This window comes from Pseudomonas sp. Pseu.R1 (genome assembly GCF_045764065.1).
Lineage (GTDB): Bacteria > Pseudomonadota > Gammaproteobacteria > Pseudomonadales > Pseudomonadaceae > Aquipseudomonas.
In genome coordinates this window covers 722960-742415 of the sequence record NZ_JBJGEE020000001.1, presented here as the reverse complement: position 1 = coordinate 742415, position 19456 = coordinate 722960, and the positions used below count along the sequence as shown (strand labels likewise).

Below are 19456 nucleotides of genomic sequence, written 5' to 3'. Positions count from 1 at the left end.
CCGTCCCTGCAGTAAACAGTGTGTGGACTGAGTGGCGTCAGGCGGGAATGGGTTCCAGTGAGCGGTGAAAATCAGGCCGGGGTGTCCGGTTTGGCCCGTCGAGGCCGCGACACCACAGACTCGATGTTCTTGCGCCCGATCAACAGCGGGCTTTTGGCCTTGCGTGACGCCGGCATGTCCGCCAGCCATTTGAACATCACCAGGCAGTCGACCAGGCCGTGGCGAGCGTGGCGATAAGCACGGGGCAAGCGGCCAACGGTCTCGAAACCCAGCTTGTTCCACAGGGCGACCGCGACCTCGTTGGTCGCCACCACCGAATTGAACTGCATCGCCGAGAACCCGCTGTCCACTGCCAGTTGCTGGGAGTGTTCGCACATCGCTCGGGCCACGCCGCGACCTCGGGCCTCGTTGGTGACCATGTAACCGCAATTGGACACGTGACCGCCAGGACCGGCAGCGTTGGCCTTGAGGTAATAGCTGCCGAGCAGTACGCCGTCTTCTTCGGCGATCAGCGTGTGCAGCGGGTATTCGAGCCACAGGTGCAGCGCTTGTTCATAGGTCAGGTCGGGGTCGTAGGCGTAGGTTTCCTGCGCTTTAACCACGGTTTGAAAAGTCGGCCAGAAGCGTTCGAAGTCTTCGGGCGTCATGGGGCGGATGTGGATCATTGAGGGGCCATAAATTCTGGCGAAAACGGTGTGTCAGGCAACACATGCGCAACTGACACGACGCTTTCGCCAGCAAGCCGGCTCCCACAACGATCGCGCCGAGCCGGAAGGTTCCAGTCGACGCGGATTCAGTATCAGGAGACGACGCGGTAACACGGCACGTACGCCGCGCCGCCAGGCAGTTTCATGCGGTGCTGTTCGACGAACGCTTGCAGCAGTTTGTCCAGCGGCTGCATGACTTCGGCGTCGCCGTGGATTTCATACGGCCCGTGCTCTTCGATCAGGCGAATACCCTTGTCCTTGACGTTGCCCGCCACGATCCCGGAAAACGCCCGGCGCAGGTTCGCCGCCAGTTCGTGGGGCGGCAGGTCGCGGCGCAGTTGCAGGCTGGCCATATTGGCGTGGGTCGGGTCGAAAGGACGCTGGAAGCTTTCTTCGATCTTCAGCAGCCAGTTGAAGTGGAAGGCGTCGGCGCGCTCGCGGCGGAACTGGCGTACGGCGGCCAGCCCTTCGACCATTTGCCGCGCCACTTCGGCCGGGTCATCGATGATGATCTTGTAATGTTTGTGCGCTTGCTCGCCCAAGGTCGCGCTGACGAAGGCGTGCAGTTGCTCCAGATACGGCGCGGTGCTTTTCGGGCCGGTGAGGATGACCGGGAAGGGCAGGTCCTGGTTGTCCGGGTGCATCAGGATGCCCAGCAGGTAGAGGAACTCTTCAGCCGTACCAGCGCCGCCCGGGAAAATGATGATGCCGTGGCCGACCCGGACGAAGGCTTCCAGGCGCTTCTCGATGTCCGGCAGGATGACCAGTTCGTTGACGATCGGGTTCGGCGCTTCGGCCGCAATGATGCCCGGCTCGGTCAGGCCCAGGTAGCGGCCACCGCTGATGCGTTGTTTGGCGTGGGCGATGGTCGCGCCCTTCATCGGGCCTTTCATCACGCCAGGGCCGCAACCGGTGCAGATGTCCAGCTTGCGCAGGCCCAGTTCGTGGCCGACTTTCTTGGTGTATTTGTATTCCTCGGTGTTGATCGAGTGCCCACCCCAGCACACCACCATCTTCGGCTCGACACCCGCGCGCAGGGTGCGGGCGTTGCGCAGCAGGTGGAAGACGTAATCGGTGATGCCTTGGGACGAGTCCAGGTCGATGCGCTGGCTGTCCAGTTCGCTTTCGGTGTAGACGATGTCGCGCAGGGCGCTGAACAGCATTTCCCGAGTGCTGGCGATCATTTCGCCGTCAACGAAGGCGTCAGCCGGAGCGTTCAGCAGCTCCAGGCGCACGCCGCGGTCCAGTTGATGAATGCGCACTTCGAAGTCCTGGTAGGCTTCGAGAATGGTTTTGGCGTTGTCAACATGCGCGCCCGTGTTGAGGATGGCCAGGGCGCACTGGCGGAAAAGGCTGTACGTACTGCCTGAGCCAGCAGCGCTCAGTTGTTGGACTTCACGTTGTGAAAGCGTCTCCAGGCTACCTTTTGGACTGACCGAAGCGTTGATTACCTGTCTTGGAGCCATTCTGAATTCCTTGAAAGCGATGCCGGCCGTCGTGGTTGCAGGCCAGCATGTGGACAGTGAATGAAAACGCCATTCACCCTTGGGGCCATTTTTTACATCGGTCGGTCAGGAAAGCAAACGTTGGGTGTGAAATCTTTGAATGGGCAATGACGCTGCAGCAGTCCGGCTTGCCGGCGGTAGCGTAAAGCCAGAGAAGAATCCGATGAATGACACACCGCCGCCGGCAAGCCGGACTGCTACACAGAGCGAGGGTGCTCGCGCGATCAGTGACTTTTGATTTTTCGCCCCGCGCCGGTATGCTGCACCTCGACCCCAGATGCCCGTGACCACGCCGCCTCTTATGATTTTCAACTTCGCGATTTTCCTCTGCACCCTGATCGCCATGGAGGGGGTCGGTTTTCTTGCGCACAAGTACGTCATGCACGGCTGGGGCTGGTTTTTGCATCGCTCTCACCACGAAGAGCATCTGGGCGCGTTCGAAACCAATGACATTTACCTGCTGGTGCTTGGCGCAGCGGCCGTTGGCCTGATCGTGCTGGGAAACAGCGGTTATGACCCGCTGCAATGGGTGGGGGCGGGGGTTGCCGCGTTCGGGTTGATCTATATTCTGGTGCACGATGGCATCGTGCATCGGCACTGGCCGGTTCGTCCGAAACCGCGCAATCGCTACCTTCGCCGGTTGTACCAGGCTCACCTCATGCACCACGCGGTCAAGGGACGTCACAACAGCGTATCGTTCGGCTTTTTGTACGCACCGCCTGTGGCCACGTTGCACAAGCAACTTCGCCAGAGGCGCGTGGACGAGCAGCAGCGCGCCGCTGAACGTTCCGAGCGGCGTGCTACACCTATCACTCTTTTCACCGCTTCGGGAGACTCACGTGACGCAATCGAAAGCACAACCAGCCAGCGGTAAAACCATCACTTATACCCGCCCGGATGGCAAGGAGGTCAGCGGCTACCTGGCCAGCCCGGTGAAAACCGAAGGCGCTCCGGCCATCGTGGTGATTCAGGAGTGGTGGGGCCTGAACGATCAGATTCGCGGCGTGGCGGATCGCCTTGCGGCGGCCGGTTACCTGGCGCTGGTGCCGGATTTGTACCGGGGCGAAATGACCGTCGAAGAGGAGGAGGCTCATCACCTGATGAGCAAACTCGATTTTGCCGACGCCGCCACTCAGGACATTCGTGGCGCCGTGCAGTACCTCAAGGGCCATACGCCGAATGTGGGTGTCACCGGCTTCTGCATGGGAGGCGCATTGACGTTGCTGGCGCTGAACTTCATTCCCGAGTTGTCGGCTGGCGTGGTGTTCTACGGCATGCCGCCGCTGGAATACCTTGACCCCAACGCCATCAAGGTGCCGGTGCAAGCACACTGGGCGACACAGGATGAGTTTTTTCCGGCGGAAAACGTCGACAAACTGGAAGAGAAGCTGGGCGAGGGTGGGGTGGACATCGAATTCCATCGTTACCTGGCCCACCATGCCTTTGCCAACGAAACCGCCGTCGGGCCAGGACGTATTGCCGGGACGCAGTATGACCCAGTGTGGGCGCAACTGGCGTGGGACCGGGCGTTGACCTTCTTTGGGCGCACATTGTGGACATGAAGTCCTCAATACCCGCTGGATCGGAATGACTCGCGCCGATTCCTTGTAGCAGCACGGCCGTGCTGCTACAGAAAGTGCTCTCAGGACCCGTTCCCCGTCCCTGTTTTGCCCGGCTTAGCGCAGGGGGTGGGGCGGGATGGCGTAAGTGCCAACCACGTGGGCCACGGCATCGGCCAGCCCTTCGGAGTACAGCGAAACCTCGCCAATGGCCAGGGTCTTGCCGACTTTCATCAACTGACACTGCGCGATGATCCGCCGCCCGGCTTCGGGCTTGCGCAAGAAGTTGATCGTCAGGCTGGTGGTGACCGTCAGCGGCACAATGCCGATGACACCGAGCACCGCCACGTACAAGGCCACATCCGCCACTGCCATCAGGGTCGGCCCGGACACCGTGCCACCGGGGCGCAAGTCCGACTGATCGACCACCTGAGAAATCGTCGCCCGCTGATCGCCCACGTCCTCAACGACGATCCGGGTCTGTGGAAACTCTTGCGCGATAAACGCCGCGATTTCTGCCTTGCTCGCCATGGCCTGCTCCTGCCGGGTTGGAATCCGCCAGCCTTGATGAGCCGCAGACCGTTGTCAACGAGGGGCGGGGCGAACACCGGACGCTGTCACGGTCGCCGCAGACTCGCACATTCCGACAAGCACTGAACTGTTGACCGGTGCTACAGGTCGATTTGAAACGACGCGCGCTGCAGAAGGTTGCAACGTGCGGTCCATTCGACTCGACAAGGAACCTGCCCCATGTCCAGCAGAACCATCGCCGATTACCTTGCCCACACCCTCGCCGCCGCGGGCGTCTCGAAGATCTGGGGCGTCAGTGGCGACAGCCTGAACGGCCTGACCGACAGCCTTCAGCGGCTGGGCAAGATCAAGTGGATGCACACCCGTCACGAAGAAGTGGCGGCCTTCGCTGCGGGCGCAGAAGCCGCCACCACAGGCAAACTGGCGGTGTGTGCAGGCAGTTGTGGTCCGGGCAATCTGCACCTGATCAACGGCCTGTACGATTGCCATCGCAGCCGAGTGCCGGTACTGGCCATCGCGGCGCAGATCCCCTCGTCGGAAATAGGCCTGAATTACTTTCAGGAAACCCATCCCGTCCAACTGTTCAAAGAGTGCAGCCACTTCGTCGAGGCGGTGAGCAGCGCCGAGCAGTTTCCCCGTGTTCTGGAACGGGCGATGCGGGCGGCGATCAGCCAACGTGGCGTGGCGGTGATCGTGATCCCCGGCGATGTCGCCTTGTTGCCTGCGCCAGACGTCAAGCCTGCTTGGGTTGAACCCGTCGCTGCGCGGGTTATCCCGGCTGAAAAAGACCTGTTGCGGCTGATCGAGCTGCTGGATGCCTCCAAAAGCGTGACCATTCTGGCCGGTGCAGGCTGCGCCGAGGCCCATGATCAAGTCGTCGCCCTGGCGGAAAAGCTCGCAGCCCCCGTGGTGCATGCCCTGCGCGGCAAACAGTACATCGAGTACGCCAATCCGTTCGACGTGGGCATGACCGGGCTGATCGGTTTCAGCTCCGGCTATCACGCCATGATGAATTGCGACACGCTGTTGATCCTCGGCAGCAATTTTCCATACCGCAATTTCTATCCGGAAAAAGCCAACATCGTGCAGATCGACATCGACGCCGCTGCGCTCGGTCGGCGCACGCCTCTGATGCTGGGGCTGGAAGGGGGCATCGCCGAAACCATCGTTGCGCTGTTACCCCGGATCAAGGCGCACACCGATCGCAAGTTTCTCGACAAAGCGCTGGATCACTATGCCAAGGCCCGCGAAGAACTGGATGAACTGGCCACACCGTCGCCTCACGGTGAGCCGATCCATCCTCAGTATTTGACGCGTATGGTGGACGCGTACGCCGATCCCGACTCGATTTTCACCGTGGACGTCGGCACGCCAACCTTGTGGGCGGCGCGCTACCTGACCATGAACGGCCAGCGTTCATTGTTGGGATCGTTCAACCACGGCTCCATGGCCAACGCCATGCCCCAGGCGCTGGGCGCCAAGGCGGCGTTTCCTCAGCGCCAAGTGGTGGCGTTGTGTGGCGACGGCGGTTTGTCGATGCTGCTGGGGGACCTGCTCACGATTCGCCAGCTCAACCTGCCGATCAAGATCGTGGTGTTCAACAACAGCTCGCTGGGTTTTGTCGCCATGGAAATGCAGGCCAGCGGGTATGTGCCCCATGACACCGATTTCCATGCCACCAACTTCGCCAACATCGCCATTGGTGCCGGAATTCTGGGGATTCGCGTGGAGGATTCCGCCGACCTGCCCAACGCGTTGAAGAAGGCTTTTGAGCATCCCGGCCCGGTGGTGGTGGACGTGGTCACGGCGAAACAGGAGCTGGGCCTGCCGCCGAAAATCAAACTGGCCCAGGCCAAGGGTTTCAGCCTGTTCATGTTGAAGGCTGTGATGAGCGGCAAGGCGGATCAGGTGCTGGAACTGGCCAAGACTAACTTCCGCTGATCGTTTCCATGACCCAGTAGGCGCGGGCGACCTCACGCCTACTGGGTGCACTAAGTGCGCCGTATTGGATCCTGATCTAGTTACGTTAACCGTTTGTTCTAAAACATCGGCCAACTTCAACTAACACGGTTCGACGACCGGTATTCAACTTCGCGTTCAAGCGGCCGAAAGATATTTCAGGCCGCGTCTTCCCTTTCTTCGCACAACCCCGTAAAAAGCGCGGCGCGCGCCTGATCGGCCACGCATTCCCGTCGCTGTCATTCTTGGTTATGGACACAATCATATGATCAAAAGTCTGGGCTTCAGCAGAAAGATCCTGCTGGCCGCTGCACTGATAGTTGTTGTTGCTTTCTCGTGTTTCATTCTGGTGAATGATTACCGTCAGCGTGAAACTCTGAAAAACAACGTCGACACCGAACTGCAACAACTGGGCAGTCTGACCACACAAAACATTCAGACCTGGCTCGACAGCCGCACGCAATTGCTCTATTCGATGGCGCAGCAGATCGCCGTCGATGGCCCGTCGCCTGACAACCTGAAGCGCGCTGTGGGCCTGCCTGTGTACCCGGACAATTTCCAACTGAGCTACTTCGGTGGCAAGGACGGCCTGATGTTCTCGGTGCCTGCGGGTAACCGCGCCGCCGATTACGACCCGCGTGCACGGGGCTGGTACAAGGCCGCCGATGCGGCGCAAGGCACCATCGTCACCGAGCCGTACATCGCCGCATCGTCGGGCAAGCTAGTGGTGACCCTGGCCACGCCGGTTCGCCAGCAGGGCCAGATGATTGGCGTGGCGGGGGCCGATATTTCCCTGGAGGCCATTACCAAAACCATCAACTCGCTGAATTTCGGTGGCCATGGCTATGCCTACATCGTCAGCGCCGATGGCAAGATTCTGATTCACCCGGACAGCAAGCTGATCCTGAAAAACGTCAGCGAGGCCTACCCCAACGGTGCGCCGAAGATCGCGCCGGGCGTCGCGGAAATCCAGTCGGCGGGCAAGGCACAGTTCATCTCGTTCACCAAAGTCGAGGGCTTGTCTTCTGCGAACTGGTACGTGGCGCTGGTCCTGGACCGCGACGCCGCCTACTCGATGCTCAGCGAGTTCCGCGCCTCGGCGATCACCGCGATGGTGATTGTGGTGGCGATCATCATGCTGTTGCTGGGCCTGCTGATCCGCGTGCTGATGCAGCCGCTGCACCAGATGGGTCGCGCCATGCAGGATATCGCCGACGGTGAGGGTGACCTGACCAAACGCCTGTCGATCGTGTCGCAGGATGAATTCGGCGCACTGGCGCTGTCGTTCAACCGCTTCGTGGAACGGATTCACGGATCGATCCGCGAAGTGGCGTCCACCGCCGGGCAACTGGGCGAAGTGGCAGCGCGCGTGGTGGGCGCGTCCAACTCGTCCATGGGCAACTCGGATCAGCAGTCCAGCCGTACCAGTAGCGTTGCCGCAGCGATCAATCAGCTTGGCGCCGCTGCGCAGGAAATCGCCCAGAACGCCGCATTGGCTTCGCAGCACTCCAGCGAAGCCACGCAACTGGCCAGCGAAGGGCAGGGTGTCGTGACCCAGACCATCAAGGCGATGAACGAGCTTTCGGACAAGATCAGCGAATCCTGCGCCAACATCGAGACGCTGAACGCCAAGACCGCCAACATTGGCCAGATTCTAGAAGTAATCACCGGTATTTCCCAACAAACCAACCTGCTGGCGCTGAACGCGGCCATCGAAGCGGCCCGTGCGGGTGAAGCGGGCCGCGGGTTTGCGGTGGTGGCCGATGAAGTGCGCAACCTGGCTCACCGCACTCAGGATTCGGCCCAGCAAGTGCAGGGAATGATCGAAGAACTGCAAGTGGGCGCGCGCGATGCGGTGGCCAACATGACCGAAAGCCAGCGCCAGAGTGAAAGCAGCGTGACCATCGCCAACCAGGCCGGTGAGCGCCTGAACAGCGTGACTCGCCGCATTGGTGAAATCGACGGCATGAACCAGTCCGTGGCGACGGCCACCGAGGAACAGACCGCCGTGGTCGAGTCGATCAATGTCGACATCACCGAAATCAACACGTTGAACCAGGAAGGCGTCGACAACCTCAAATCGACGCTGGACGCCTGTTCCCACCTCGAACACCAGACCGCACGTTTGCAGCACCTGGTGGGGACGTTCCGCATCTGAGTCAACGCCGCTACGGACCGAGGCGCGCTGCGATGCACCTGGCATACGCGCCTCCTTGTAGCAGTCCGGCTTGCCGGCGTCAGCGATCTCTCGTGCGCCGCCCAGGCAAGCCATGCTGTTACGGACCGAGTCTTGCTGCGACGTTCTCGTTAGCCGCATCCCCCCGCCATGATCCGACTGTTTCTGGAGCAACAGGGGTTCAGCAATTTCGCTTTAAAACAATCAGTTAGCGTGTGCCAGAGGCTGCTTTCGTCTGCTGAAGACGGGGGGATTCGCGTATGGCACAAAGCCTGCAAAACCGCCTGATACCGTTTTTACGTTCAGGAGCAGCAGTGCTGACCACCGTTTTCCTTTCAGGCCCTGCGCATCAGTGTGGGCGCCGATGAACTTCGATCTTGATTTCGCGCTGTCTACGCTGCCTGCTTTCGTCACCGCCGTGGGCGTGACGTTGCAGGTCGGTCTGATCGCCATTGCCACGTCGCTGTGTGTCGCACTGTTAAATGCCACCATCAGCGTGTTCAACGTGCCGGTGCTCAAACCGCTGGTGCGCGGGTATGTCGAACTGGCACGCAATACACCGTTGCTCATTCAACTGTTCTTCATCTATTTCGCGCTGCCGAGCATCGGCATTCGCATTTCTGGGTTTACCTCGGCGGTGATCGCCATGACGTTTCTGGGCGGCGCCTACCTGACCGAAATCCTGCGCGCCGGGGTGGAAGCGGTGCCCAAATCGCAAATCGAATCGGGTTTATCGATTGGCCTGTCGCGCTGGCAATTGCTGCGTCACGTCATCCTGCCGCAAGCGGGCATTCTCAGCCTGCCCGCGTTATTCGCCAATTTCGTGTTTCTGCTCAAGGAGACCACAGTGGTCTCGGCCGTGGCGGTGCCGGAAATCCTCTATACGACGAAGAATTACATCGCGCTGTACTACAAGACCTACGAAATGCTCGCCGTCATGACCGCGCTCTGCGTGTTGTTGTTCGTGCCGCTGTCTGTGCTGTTGCGGGTCATCGAAAGGAGGCTTCAGCATGGCCAGTTCGGGTCTTGAGTTGTTGTGGGTGTCCGCGCCGCAACTGCTGACGGGGGTCGGTCGTACGCTGGGCATTTCCGCGTTGGCCATCGTCTTCAGCAGCCTGGGCGGTGTGGTGTATGGCGTGCTGCGCAATCTGGGTGTTCGCTGGGTCGACGTGGTGCTGACGATTTATCTGGAGGCGTTCAGGGCCATCCCGGTGCTGGTGTGGCTGTACCTGTTCTTTTTCGGATTGCCGATTTTCTTCGGCTGGAGCCTTCCGGGGTTCTGGTGTGCGGTGCTGGTGCTGTCGCTGTGGGGCATCAGTGAAACCGGCGAGGTGGTGCGTGGCGCATTGCGCTCCATTCCCCGAGGCCAGCGCGAAGCCGGGTTGGCCATCGGTCTCGGGCTGCCGGGGCTGTACGGCCGGGTTTTGCTGCCTCAGGCGTTGCAGCGCATGACACCGCCGATGATCAACGTCTTCACCCGCCTCATCAAAACCAGCTCGCTGGCGGTGCTGATCGGTGTGGTGGAGGTGATCAAGATCGGCCAGCAGATCATCGAACGCACCTATGAGTCGGTGCTGATCTACGGCTTTCTGTTCCTGTTTTTCTTTTTTGTCTGCTACCCGCTTTCGGCCGCCTCCCGTGTGCTTGAGCGACGCTGGAGTCATTCATGAGTGCATTGATCGAACTGTCCGGTTTCAGCAAGCGCTTTGGCGATGCACTGGTGTTGCAGGACGTGGATTTGCGCGTCAAGGAAGGCGAGGTGCTGGTGATCCTCGGCCCCAGTGGCTGTGGCAAAAGCACGTTGCTGCGCTGCCTCAACGGTCTGGAGTCGGGACACGCCGGGCAGTACCGGTTTATGGGCCGTGAGCTGGGCGCCAACGCCGATTGGCGCAGGGTTCGTCAGCAGATCGGCATGGTGTTTCAGAGTTACCACCTGTTCCCGCACATGAGCGTGCTCGACAACATTCTGCTGGGCCCGGTGAACGTGCAGAAACGGCCCAGGGCCGAGGCACTCCAACAGGCGGAGACGTTGTTGGCGCGAGTCGGCTTGCTGGACAAGCGCGATGCCTTTCCTCGCCAATTGTCCGGTGGTCAGCAACAACGCATCGCCATCGTCCGCGCCTTGTGCATGAACCCCAAAGTCATGCTGTTCGATGAAGTCACTGCCGCCCTGGACCCTGAGATGGTCAAGGAAGTGCTGGAGGTGATCCTCGACCTGGCCCGCAGCGGCATGACCCTGTTGATCGTCACCCACGAAATGGCCTTTGCCCGTGCCGTGGCGGACCGGATCCTGTTCATGGACGGCGGCCGTATCGTCGAACAGGGCCATCCCGATACCTTCTTCAGCTCCCCGCAGACCGCACGTGCGCAGCAGTTTCTGGAGAAATTTTCCTATGTCGAAAACATGCCCAAAAGGAACGCCTCGTGAATCTTAAAACTGCCCTCGCTTTTCCTCTGTTGGCCATCGGCTTGCTGGCGGGTGTCACTGCCCACGCCGACGGTTATCTGGACAAAATCAAAGCTCGCGACAAGCTGATTGTCGGGGTGTTCAGCGACAAACCGCCGTTCGGCTTCGTCAACGAGAAGGGCGATTACGTTGGTTTCGACACCGACCTGGGGCGTCGTTTCGCCAAGGACTTGCTCGGCGACGAGAAGAAGATCGAGTTCGTGGTCGTCGAGCCCGCCAGCCGGATTCCGTTCCTGCAAAGCGACAAGGTGGATTTGATCCTGGCCAACATGACCGTCACCCCGGAGCGCGCTCAGGTGGTGGACTTCACCCACCCGAATCTGCGCGTGGCCGTGCAGGCGTTGGTGCCTGAAAAGAGCGACGTGAAGACGCTGGATGACCTGGCGAAGAAGACCACCATCGTTACCACCGGGACCACCGCTGATCTGTGGCTGACCAAGAACCACCCGGACTGGAAACTGCTGAAGTTCGAGAAAAACTCCGAATCGCTGCAGGCGCTGGCCAACGGCCGTGGCGATGCCTACGCGCAAGACAATCTGGTGCTGTTCAGTTGGGCGAAACAGAATCCGGGCTACCGCGTGCTGGCGCAAAAACTCGGTGACGAGGCGCCGATCGCGCCTGCGGTCAAGAAGGGTAACGTCGAGCTGCGGGACTGGGTGAACACCGAACTGGCCACGCTGGGCAAGGAAAAATACCTGCTCAAACTCTACGACCAGTACGTGCGCAGCCAACTGGCGGATGGCACCGATCCGGCGGCGGTGATCGTCGAGGGGGGCGACTGGAAGCCGTAAGCCAAAACACGTTCGGGTCGCTGTTGGCAGCGACCCGAACGTCGTAGGTGGCGGGGCGGTGCGTCAGTGCGCGCCAGCCGCCTTGTTCAAATCGCTTTCCGCCCATTCGGTGTACACGCAGGCGTCCGCCGTTGCCCAGCGCACGCGCACCTGATCGCCGGCCTTGAGCGGCATGCCCGCCGCCGAAAGCGCCTTGACGGTCATTGAGGTGCCGCCTGTGGTCATGACCGTGCAAGTCTGGCTTTCCCCCAGAAACAGCACTTCGCCGACTTTGGCGCTGACTTCATTCCAACCGGTTTGCAGCGGTTGTGCATTCGCTTGTTCGACGCTCAGCGCCTGGGCTTTTTCCGGGCGGATCATCAGCAGCACATCCTGATCGATCACCAGTCCGGCGGTCAGTCGAATCGACAGCGGCTGGCCTTCGAACGTTGCCACGCCATTGCCCTGGGCCTTGAGCTTGAGGAAGTTCGAGTTACCGAGGAACGAGGCGACAAAGGCATTCGGCGGGTTCTGGTACAGCTCATAGCCGGTGCCCAGACCGACAATCTTGCCGTGGCTGAAGATCGCGATGCGCTGGGACAGGCGCATGGCTTCTTCCTGATCGTGGGTCACGTAGACGATGGTGATGCCCAGCCGACGATGCAGTTGGCGCAGTTCGTCCTGCAGGTCTTCGCGCAGTTTTTTGTCCAGCGCGCCCAGGGGTTCGTCCATCAGCAGAATGCGCGGTTCATAGACCAGCGCGCGGGCGATGGCGACCCGTTGCTGTTGGCCGCCAGACAGTTGCGAAGGGCGGCGGTGTGCGAATTTGTCCAGTTGCACCAGCTTGAGCATGGCGTCGACCCGCTTGTCGCGCTCCGCCGCCGCCAGCTTGCGGATGGTCAGCGGGAAGGCGATGTTGTCGCGCACCGAGAGATGGGGGAACAGCGAATAACGCTGAAACACCATGCCGATGTCGCGCTTGTGCGGTGGCACGTTCACCAGCGACTGACCGGCCACCAGAATCTCCCCCGAGCTGGGTGTTTCGAAACCGGCCAGCATCGACAGCGTGGTGCTTTTGCCCGAACCGCTGGAGCCGAGGAAGGTCAGGAACTCGCCATCCTGGATGTCCAGCGAGATGTTGTCCACGGCCGCGAAGTCGCCGTAATGCTTGTTCAGGTTACGCAGGCTGACCAGGGTCTGGGCGGGTTGCTTGGCATCTTTGATCACGGCACTCATTTAGGCATCCTCGCTTCATTACGGCGACGCAGGGTCGCGGCGATAAACATGACCAACACCGACAGGCCGATCAGCAGCGTCGAAGCGACGGCAATCACCGGGGTCAGGTCCTGGCGTAGAGTGGTCCACATCTTGACGGGCAGGGTTTGCAGGGTGGGGCTGGCCATCATCACGCTAAGCACCACCTCATCCCACGACACCAGAAAGGCGAACAGGGCACCGGCGACCATGCCCGGACGAATCGCCGGAAAGGTCACCTTGAACACGGCCTGCATCCGCGACGCGCCACAGATCACCGCAGCGTCCTCGATGGACTGATCGAACAACTTCAACGAGTTGATGATCGAGATGATGGTGAACGGCAACGCGACGATGACGTGGCTGACCACGAACGACAACAGCGTGCCGGTGTAGCCGAGTTTGAGGAACAGCGCATAGACCGCTACAGCGATGATCACCAGCGGTACGATCATCGGCAGGGTGAACAGGCCGTAGAGCATGTCGCGACCGGGGAAGCGCCCGCGCACCAGCGCAAAGGCGGTGGGCAGGCCCAGCAGCACGGCGAAGATCGTGGTCAGCACCGCGACTTTCAGGCTGGCCAGCGCCGCGCTCATCCACTCGGGATTGTTGAAGAACTGCATGTACCACTTCAGCGTCCAGCCCGGCGGGGGAAACACCAGCCACTGCGAGGAGCCGAACGACAACAGCACGATGAACACGATGGGCAGCAGCAGAAACAGCGCGATCAAGCCTGTGACCGAATACAGGCCCCAGCGCAGGCGCGGGCTCATGGCATTGGGTGTCAGGAGCATGGCGGTTTACCTCGCGTGGTTCGAGCCGACCGGCGATTCCGGTTGCAGCTTGAGGTAGAAGTAGAACAGCACCAGGGTGATCACGATCAGCAACGCGGCGGCGGCACTGGCCAGGCCCCAGTTGAGGAACGATTGCACCTGCTGAACGATGAACTCCGGCAGCATCATGTCCTGGGCGCCGCCAAGCAGGGCGGGGGTCACGTAGTAACCCAGCGACATCACGAACACCATCAGGCCCCCGGAAAACAGCCCCGAGCGGCACAGCGGCAGGAACACCCTGAAGAAATTGGTCCACGGGCTGGCGCCGCAAATGGAACCGGCCTGCAACACCATCGGGTCGATGGCCGCCATGGTGGCCTGCAACGGCAGCACGATGAACGGGATCATGATGTAGCTCATGCCGATCACCACACCGGTCAGGTTGTGCACCATTTCCAGCGGCTGATCGATGATGCCCATCGCGATCAGGGCCTTGTTGATCACGCCTGACGCTTGCAGCAACACCAGCCACGAATAGGTCCGCGCCAACAGGCTGGTCCACATCGACAGCAGGACGATGTTGAGCATCCAGCGGCCCCAGCCACGGGGCACCAGCGTGATTGCCCACGCCAGCGGGAAGCCCAGCAGCAGGCTGAACAGGGTCACCAGACCGGCGACTGAGAAGGTGTTGAACAGCACTCGGGCGTAGGCCGAATTGGCAAACAGTTGTTCGTAGTTGCCCAGGCCCGGCGTCGGTTCCAGCACGCCGCGCAACAGCAGGCCAATCAGAGGGGCGAAGAAAAACAGGCCGAGAAACAGCAGGGCGGGCAGCAGGTTGCGGCTGCCTTTCCAGCGTTGCGACAAAGAGGGCGTCTGTTTCATCGCCACGGCCTGAGCGGGTACCGCGCCGGCGGTGCTGGATGCACCACCGGCTGGCTGGGTTTGACGGGTCGCGAGGGCCGTCATTTTTACTTGACCAGCCATTCGTTCCACCGTGTCGCGATGGCCGGACCGTTCTTGGCCCAGTACGCGAAGTCGAGAGTGATTTGATCGTCAGGATAGGCGGTCGGCAGATCCTTCGCCAACGTCGAATCAAGGCGTTGCACGCTGTCCAGGTTCACAGGTGCGTAAGCGGTCAGGTTGGAGAAGTCGGCCTGCCCTTTGGCGCTGGACGCCTCGGCGATCAGTTTCATGGCGGCGGCCTTGTTCTTCGCGCCCTTTGGCACGACGAGGAAATCCGCCATGACCAGATTCTGCTTCCAGCTCACACCCACCGGGGCGCCGTCTTGCTTGAGCGCGTAGGTGCGGCCATTCCAGAACTGACCCAGCGATGCTTCACCGGAGGCCAGCAGTTGCTGGGACTGCGCACCGCCGCCCCACCAGACGATGTCTTTCTTGATGGTGTCGAGTTTCTTGAAGGCGCGGTCCAGGTCCAGCGGGTAGAGCTTGTCTTTGGGTACGCCGTCGGCCAGCAGGGCCAGTTCCAGCACGCCAGGGCTTGGCCATTTGTAGAGGGCGCGTTTGCCGGGGTAGGTCTTGGTGTCGAACAGGGCTGACCAGTCTTGCGGTTTGGCACTACCGAGCTTGTTCTCGTTGTAGCCGAGCACGAAGGAGAAGAAGAAGGAACCGACGCCGTGGTCGGACTGGAAGCGCGGGTCGATGCGGTCTTTCTTGATCACGCTGAAGTCCAGCGGTTCAAGCAGACCTTCACTGGCGGCGCGCAGGGCGAAGTCGGCTTCGACATCGACCACGTCCCACGACACGTTGCCGCTCTCGACCATGGCTTTGAGTTTGCCGTAGTCAGTCGGGCCGTCCTGAACCACGGCGGTGCCGGTGTTCTTGGTGAACGCGTTGGCCCAGGCCTCTTTCTGCGCATCCTGGGTGGAGCCGCCCCAACTGACGAAGTTGACGCTGTCGGCAGCGATGGCTGCGTGACAAGAGAGCGCCAACACACCTGCTGTCAGGACCGCTGTTGCACGTTGAATCAACACCATTTTCACGCCCTCATTTGTTGTGTTTTTGAGCGGGCTTTCAATTGCCCGCCTGTCGGGAGCAGTGGGCCTCTGGACGGTGACATCCTCGGACCTTGAAAAACGGGGCCTGTCAGGGGCTTTTATTTGTGCTGTCCCTCGCGGGCGCACCTGACGATAAATGCTTCGGCCTACGGAATGTCATATTATGGTATTCCAAACTTTCTGCAAGCATTTTGCCGTTCCGTAAACCGCGTTTTTTAAATTTTTTTGTAGGATTCGACCCCGTGTTTACAGGGCCAAATCCGTATTGACCGGTGAAAGGCTTCCGCTTTGATGAGCTGTCGTTTCAGACCGAAAACGGAATGCTTTCAACCACTTCCAGATCGTACCCGGTGAGGCCGGCGTACTTCAGTGGTGGGCCTAGGTGGCGCAGCTTGCCCACGCCGATGTCTTGCAGGATCTGGGCCCCGGTGCCGACTTCCGAATAAATCCGTGACTGGGAACGGGTGTACTGGCGTGGGGCCTGCGTGAGCTGCGGAATACGCTCCAGCAGTGCCTGAGACGATTCATGATTGGCCAGCACCACGACGACGCCCCGACCTTCCTCGGCGACCTTTTGCAGGGCAGCCCATAGCGTCCAGTTGGGCGGGCCGTTGTACTCGGCGCCCACCAGGTCGCGCAAAGGATCGACCACGTGCACCCGCACCAGCGTCGGTTCGTCGCGACGCACATCGCCCATGACCATCGCCATGTGCACACCGCCTTCAATACGGTCTTCGTAGCTGATCAGGCGGAAGGTGCCGTGAACAGTCGGCAGCTCACGTTCACCAATGCGCACGACCGTGTGTTCGGTGCTCAGGCGATAGTGGATCAGGTCGGCGATGGTGCCGATACGAATGCCGTGTTTCGCTGCGAAACGCTCAAGGTCCGGGCGTCGGGCCATGGTGCCGTCGTCATTCATGACTTCGACGATCACCGACGCAGGGGTAAAACCAGCCAGCCGCGCCAGATCGCAACCGGCTTCGGTATGACCGGCGCGAGTCAGCACGCCACCTTCGCGGGCGCGCAGCGGGAAGATATGGCCAGGCTGGACGACGTCCTCAGCCGTGGCATTGGCGGCCACCGCCGCTTGCACGGTGCGGGCGCGGTCGGCGGCAGAAATGCCGGTAGTCACGCCTGTTGCGGCTTCGATGGACACGGTGAATGCGGTGGAGAACACGCTGCCGTTGCTCGGCACCATCTGTTCGAGTCCCAGACGCTGGCAGTGTTCGTCGGTCAGGGTCAGGCAGATCAGGCCCCGCGCTTCATTGGCCATGAAACTGATGGCCTGTGCGGTGCAACGGTCGGCGGCGAGCAGCAGGTCGCCTTCGTTTTCCCGGTCCTCGTCGTCGACCAGCAGGACCATCTTGCCTTGGCGGTAGTCTTCGATGATGTCTTCGATGCGGTCGAACGCCATACTCGGGATCTCTGTGCAGTGGTGTAGATGCTTACACTGATTTTTCGTGGTATACCATAAGACAGAATATTTCACAGATTCGTCCGTTTTGAAACCACCCATTGATCAAACAGCGAGAGTGCGATGAAGGCTTACTGGATTGCTCACGTAGATATCACTGACCCAACGCAATACGCCGAATACACCCAGCGCGGCCCTGCGGCGTTCGCCAAATACGGCGGCAAGTTTCTCGCCCGTGGCGGTCGCGCCGAAGCACTGGAAGGGCGCAAGACCCCACAGCGTACGGTGATCATCGAGTTTGAATCCTACGAGCAGGCGCTGGCCTGTTACCACTCGACCGAGTACCAGGAAGCGATGAGCCACCGGCTGGGCGTGGCGCATGCGGAAATTGTGATTGTGGAGGCGTTTGCGGGGTAGGGGCGGGCCGCCAGAGAGACGAGTTCACTGTGTAACTGACCCACCGCTTTCGCCAGCAAGCCGGCTCCCACAACGATGGCGTCGGACCGAAGATTCCGGGCCGACAGGGTATCTGTGGGAGATTCTATGCTGTCTGGTCAGCCGCTTTCGCCAGCCCGTTGGCTCCCACAAAGGTTGCGCCGGATTTAGAATTTTTGTTCGATGCTAAACCTGTGGGAGCCAACTGGCTGGCGAAAGCGGTTTATCCGGCACCGTTGAGGTTTCTGTGCCCTCGTTTTCCTGGTTGGCCAAGGTCAGTGCACTGCATCGTCGCCAAATACCAACCCCGACGCCTTCAGTAGCTCTTGCGTATAGGCCTGTTGCGGGCGGGCGAAGATCTCTCGTGACGCGCCTTGTTCGACCACTTTGCCGTCCTTGATCACGATCAGGTCGTGGGCCAGTGCGTGGACCACCGCCAGGTCGTGGCTGATGAACAGGTACGTCAGGCCATGGCGCATCTGCAGATCGCGTAGCAGGGCGACGACCTGCTTTTGCACGGTGCGGTCCAGCGCTGAGGTGGGTTCGTCCAACAGGATCAGTTCAGGCTCCAGCACCAGCGCGCGAGCAATGGAAATGCGCTGACGCTGCCCGCCGGAAAACTCGTGGGGGTAGCGATGGCGGCTGCCCGGGTCGAGGCCCACTTCCCGCAGCACGCGAATCACCGTTTGTTCCCGTTCCTGAGGCGTGCCGATGCCGTGGGTCAACAAGCCTTCGGCGATGATCTGTTGCACCGTCATACGCGGGCTGAGGCTGCCGAACGGGTCTTGAAACACCACCTGCATCCGTTTGCGCAGCGGGCGCATCAGGTGTTGGCTGTGCAGGCTCAATTCCTTGTTGGCAAAGCGGATACTGCCCTCGGAATCGATCAACCGCAGGATCGCCTGACCCAGCGTCGATTTGCCCGAGCCGGATTCGCCGACGATCCCCAGTGTCTTGCCCTTGAGCAATTCGAAGCTGACCCCGTCCACGGCTTTGATGTACTGCCGTTCACGGCTGAACATCGATTTGGGCAACGGGAACCAGACTTTCAGCGCATCTACCGACAGCAGCATGTGAGGGTGCTGGCTCGGCACCGGTTCGCCGTCGGGTTCGGCGTTGATCAGCAGGCGGCTGTATTCATGCTGAGGATCGGTGAACAGGGTCTGACAATCCGCTTGCTCGACGATTTCGCCGTTGCGCATCACGCAGACCCGCTGGGCGATGCGGCGCACCAGGTTGAGGTCGTGGCTGATCAGCAGCAGCGACATACCCAGCCGGGCTTGCAGCGACTTGAGCAGTTCAAGGATTTTCAGCTGCACCGTGACGTCCAGTGCGGTGGTCGGTTCATCCGCGATCAGCAGGTCCGGCTCGTTGGCCAGGGCCATGGCGATCATCACCCGTTGCCGTTGGCCGCCGGACAGTTGATGGGGGTAGGCCTTGAGGCGTTTGAGCGGTTGCTGAATCCCCACCAGTTCCAGCAGTTCCAGCGTGCGCTCGCGGGCGGCTTTGCCTTTGAGACCTTTGTGCAGGGCCAGAATCTCGTTGATCTGCTTTTCCACGGTGTGCAGTGGATTGAGCGAGGTCATGGGTTCCTGAAAGATCATTGCAATGCGGTTGCCGCGCAGTTCACGCAACTGGCGGTCGGTGGCGTGCAACAAGTCGACGCCGTTGTAGCGAATCTGGCCTTGGGTGCTGACTTTCTTCGCAGGCAGCAGGCGCAGGATCGAATGGGCCGTGACCGATTTGCCCGAACCGGATTCACCCACCAACGCCAGGCACTCTCCGCGCCGGATGGTCAGGTCGATGCCGTGGACCACTTCAGCGCCGTTGAAGGCCACGCGCAGTTGGCGGATGTCGATCAGGGTTTCAGAGTGTTGTTCATCCATCGCAA

The 19456-nt window shown here is 60.7% G+C and carries 18 protein-coding genes and 1 pseudogene; 10 read left to right on the top strand and 9 right to left on the bottom strand.

The window, feature by feature from the left end; all coding sequences use genetic code 11:
• Window positions 1-71 precede the first annotated feature (71 nt).
• The gene (locus ACI5GA_RS03500) at window positions 72-665 is read right to left on the bottom strand and encodes a GNAT family N-acetyltransferase (RefSeq protein ID WP_404632598.1); all 594 of its coding nucleotides are present in this window, start codon (window positions 663-665) and stop codon (window positions 72-74) included.
• A gap of 134 nt (window positions 666-799) precedes the next feature.
• Window positions 800-2173 carry a nucleotide 5'-monophosphate nucleosidase PpnN gene (gene ppnN, locus ACI5GA_RS03495; protein ID WP_404632596.1) on the bottom strand — a complete coding sequence of 458 codons (1374 nt, stop codon included), beginning with the start codon at window positions 2171-2173 and terminating at the stop codon, window positions 800-802.
• 340 nt (window positions 2174-2513) lie between these two features.
• On the opposite strand from ppnN, the gene ACI5GA_RS03490 reads away from it, so the two are divergent.
• Together ACI5GA_RS03490 and ACI5GA_RS03485 are read left to right on the top strand one after the other, a co-directional pair.
• Window positions 2514-3086: a sterol desaturase family protein gene (locus ACI5GA_RS03490; RefSeq protein WP_404632594.1), complete on the top strand. Its 573-nt coding sequence runs from the start codon at window positions 2514-2516 to the stop codon at window positions 3084-3086.
• Window positions 3052-3774, top strand: a complete 723-nt coding sequence (locus ACI5GA_RS03485) for a dienelactone hydrolase family protein (RefSeq protein WP_404632592.1) — start codon at window positions 3052-3054, stop codon at window positions 3772-3774. The genes ACI5GA_RS03490 and ACI5GA_RS03485 overlap by 35 nt, the downstream gene beginning before the upstream one ends.
• A gap of 114 nt (window positions 3775-3888) precedes the next feature.
• Here the strand turns inward: ACI5GA_RS03485 and ACI5GA_RS03480 are convergent, their stop codons facing one another.
• Window positions 3889-4302 carry a PaaI family thioesterase gene (locus tag ACI5GA_RS03480; protein WP_404632590.1) on the bottom strand — a complete coding sequence of 138 codons (414 nt, stop codon included), beginning with the start codon at window positions 4300-4302 and terminating at the stop codon, window positions 3889-3891.
• Window positions 4303-4521: 219 nt separating this feature from the next.
• Between ACI5GA_RS03480 and poxB the strand changes: the two genes are divergently transcribed.
• The 7 genes and pseudogenes from poxB (at window position 4522) to ACI5GA_RS03445 (ending at window position 11695) form a co-directional block, all read left to right on the top strand.
• A complete protein-coding gene (gene poxB, locus ACI5GA_RS03475) occupies window positions 4522-6243 on the top strand; it encodes a ubiquinone-dependent pyruvate dehydrogenase (RefSeq protein WP_421421730.1) in 1722 nt (573 codons plus the stop codon).
• A 283-nt stretch (window positions 6244-6526) separates the two neighbouring features.
• Window positions 6527-7561: pseudogene (locus ACI5GA_RS03470) on the top strand (HAMP domain-containing protein); the annotation flags it as partial.
• 93 nt (window positions 7562-7654) lie between these two features.
• Window positions 7655-8419, top strand: a complete 765-nt coding sequence (locus ACI5GA_RS03465; RefSeq protein ID WP_404632792.1) for a methyl-accepting chemotaxis protein — start codon at window positions 7655-7657, stop codon at window positions 8417-8419.
• A 382-nt stretch (window positions 8420-8801) separates the two neighbouring features.
• Window positions 8802-9467, top strand: a complete 666-nt coding sequence (locus ACI5GA_RS03460; RefSeq protein ID WP_404632586.1) for an amino acid ABC transporter permease — start codon at window positions 8802-8804, stop codon at window positions 9465-9467.
• Window positions 9448-10107: an amino acid ABC transporter permease gene (locus ACI5GA_RS03455; protein ID WP_404632584.1), complete on the top strand. Its 660-nt coding sequence runs from the start codon at window positions 9448-9450 to the stop codon at window positions 10105-10107. The genes ACI5GA_RS03460 and ACI5GA_RS03455 overlap by 20 nt, the downstream gene beginning before the upstream one ends.
• Window positions 10104-10865, top strand: coding sequence for an amino acid ABC transporter ATP-binding protein (locus ACI5GA_RS03450; RefSeq protein WP_421421728.1), 762 nt, complete (start codon window positions 10104-10106; stop codon window positions 10863-10865). Before ACI5GA_RS03455 ends, ACI5GA_RS03450 begins: the two co-directional genes overlap by 4 nt.
• A complete protein-coding gene (locus tag ACI5GA_RS03445) occupies window positions 10862-11695 on the top strand; it encodes a transporter substrate-binding domain-containing protein (protein WP_421421726.1) in 834 nt (277 codons plus the stop codon). The genes ACI5GA_RS03450 and ACI5GA_RS03445 overlap by 4 nt, the downstream gene beginning before the upstream one ends.
• A gap of 63 nt (window positions 11696-11758) precedes the next feature.
• On the opposite strand, the gene ACI5GA_RS03440 is transcribed toward ACI5GA_RS03445, so the two are convergent.
• From ACI5GA_RS03440 to ribBA, 5 genes are all read right to left on the bottom strand, one after another.
• Window positions 11759-12910: an ABC transporter ATP-binding protein gene (locus tag ACI5GA_RS03440; RefSeq protein ID WP_404632578.1), complete on the bottom strand. Its 1152-nt coding sequence runs from the start codon at window positions 12908-12910 to the stop codon at window positions 11759-11761.
• Complete coding sequence (locus ACI5GA_RS03435) at window positions 12907-13722, bottom strand: ABC transporter permease (protein ID WP_404632576.1); 816 nt, start codon at window positions 13720-13722, stop codon at window positions 12907-12909. The genes ACI5GA_RS03440 and ACI5GA_RS03435 overlap by 4 nt, the downstream gene beginning before the upstream one ends.
• Before the next feature lie 6 nt (window positions 13723-13728).
• Window positions 13729-14685: an ABC transporter permease gene (locus ACI5GA_RS03430; protein ID WP_404632574.1), complete on the bottom strand. Its 957-nt coding sequence runs from the start codon at window positions 14683-14685 to the stop codon at window positions 13729-13731.
• On the bottom strand, window positions 14670-15695 hold the full coding sequence (locus ACI5GA_RS03425; protein ID WP_404632572.1) for an ABC transporter substrate-binding protein: 1026 nt from the start codon (window positions 15693-15695) through the stop codon (window positions 14670-14672). Before ACI5GA_RS03425 ends, ACI5GA_RS03430 begins: the two co-directional genes overlap by 16 nt.
• A 325-nt stretch (window positions 15696-16020) precedes the next feature.
• Window positions 16021-17130: a bifunctional 3,4-dihydroxy-2-butanone-4-phosphate synthase/GTP cyclohydrolase II gene (ribBA, locus tag ACI5GA_RS03420; protein ID WP_404632570.1), complete on the bottom strand. Its 1110-nt coding sequence runs from the start codon at window positions 17128-17130 to the stop codon at window positions 16021-16023.
• Window positions 17131-17253: 123 nt separating this feature from the next.
• On the opposite strand from ribBA, the gene ACI5GA_RS03415 reads away from it, so the two are divergent.
• Entirely contained in the window at window positions 17254-17547 is a 294-nt protein-coding gene (locus tag ACI5GA_RS03415; protein WP_421421722.1) for a DUF1330 domain-containing protein, read from the top strand.
• A gap of 293 nt (window positions 17548-17840) precedes the next feature.
• Here the strand turns inward: ACI5GA_RS03415 and ACI5GA_RS03410 are convergent, their stop codons facing one another.
• Window positions 17841-19451, bottom strand: a complete 1611-nt coding sequence (locus tag ACI5GA_RS03410; protein ID WP_421421721.1) for an ABC transporter ATP-binding protein — start codon at window positions 19449-19451, stop codon at window positions 17841-17843.
• Between the last annotated feature and the right edge of the window lie 5 nt (window positions 19452-19456).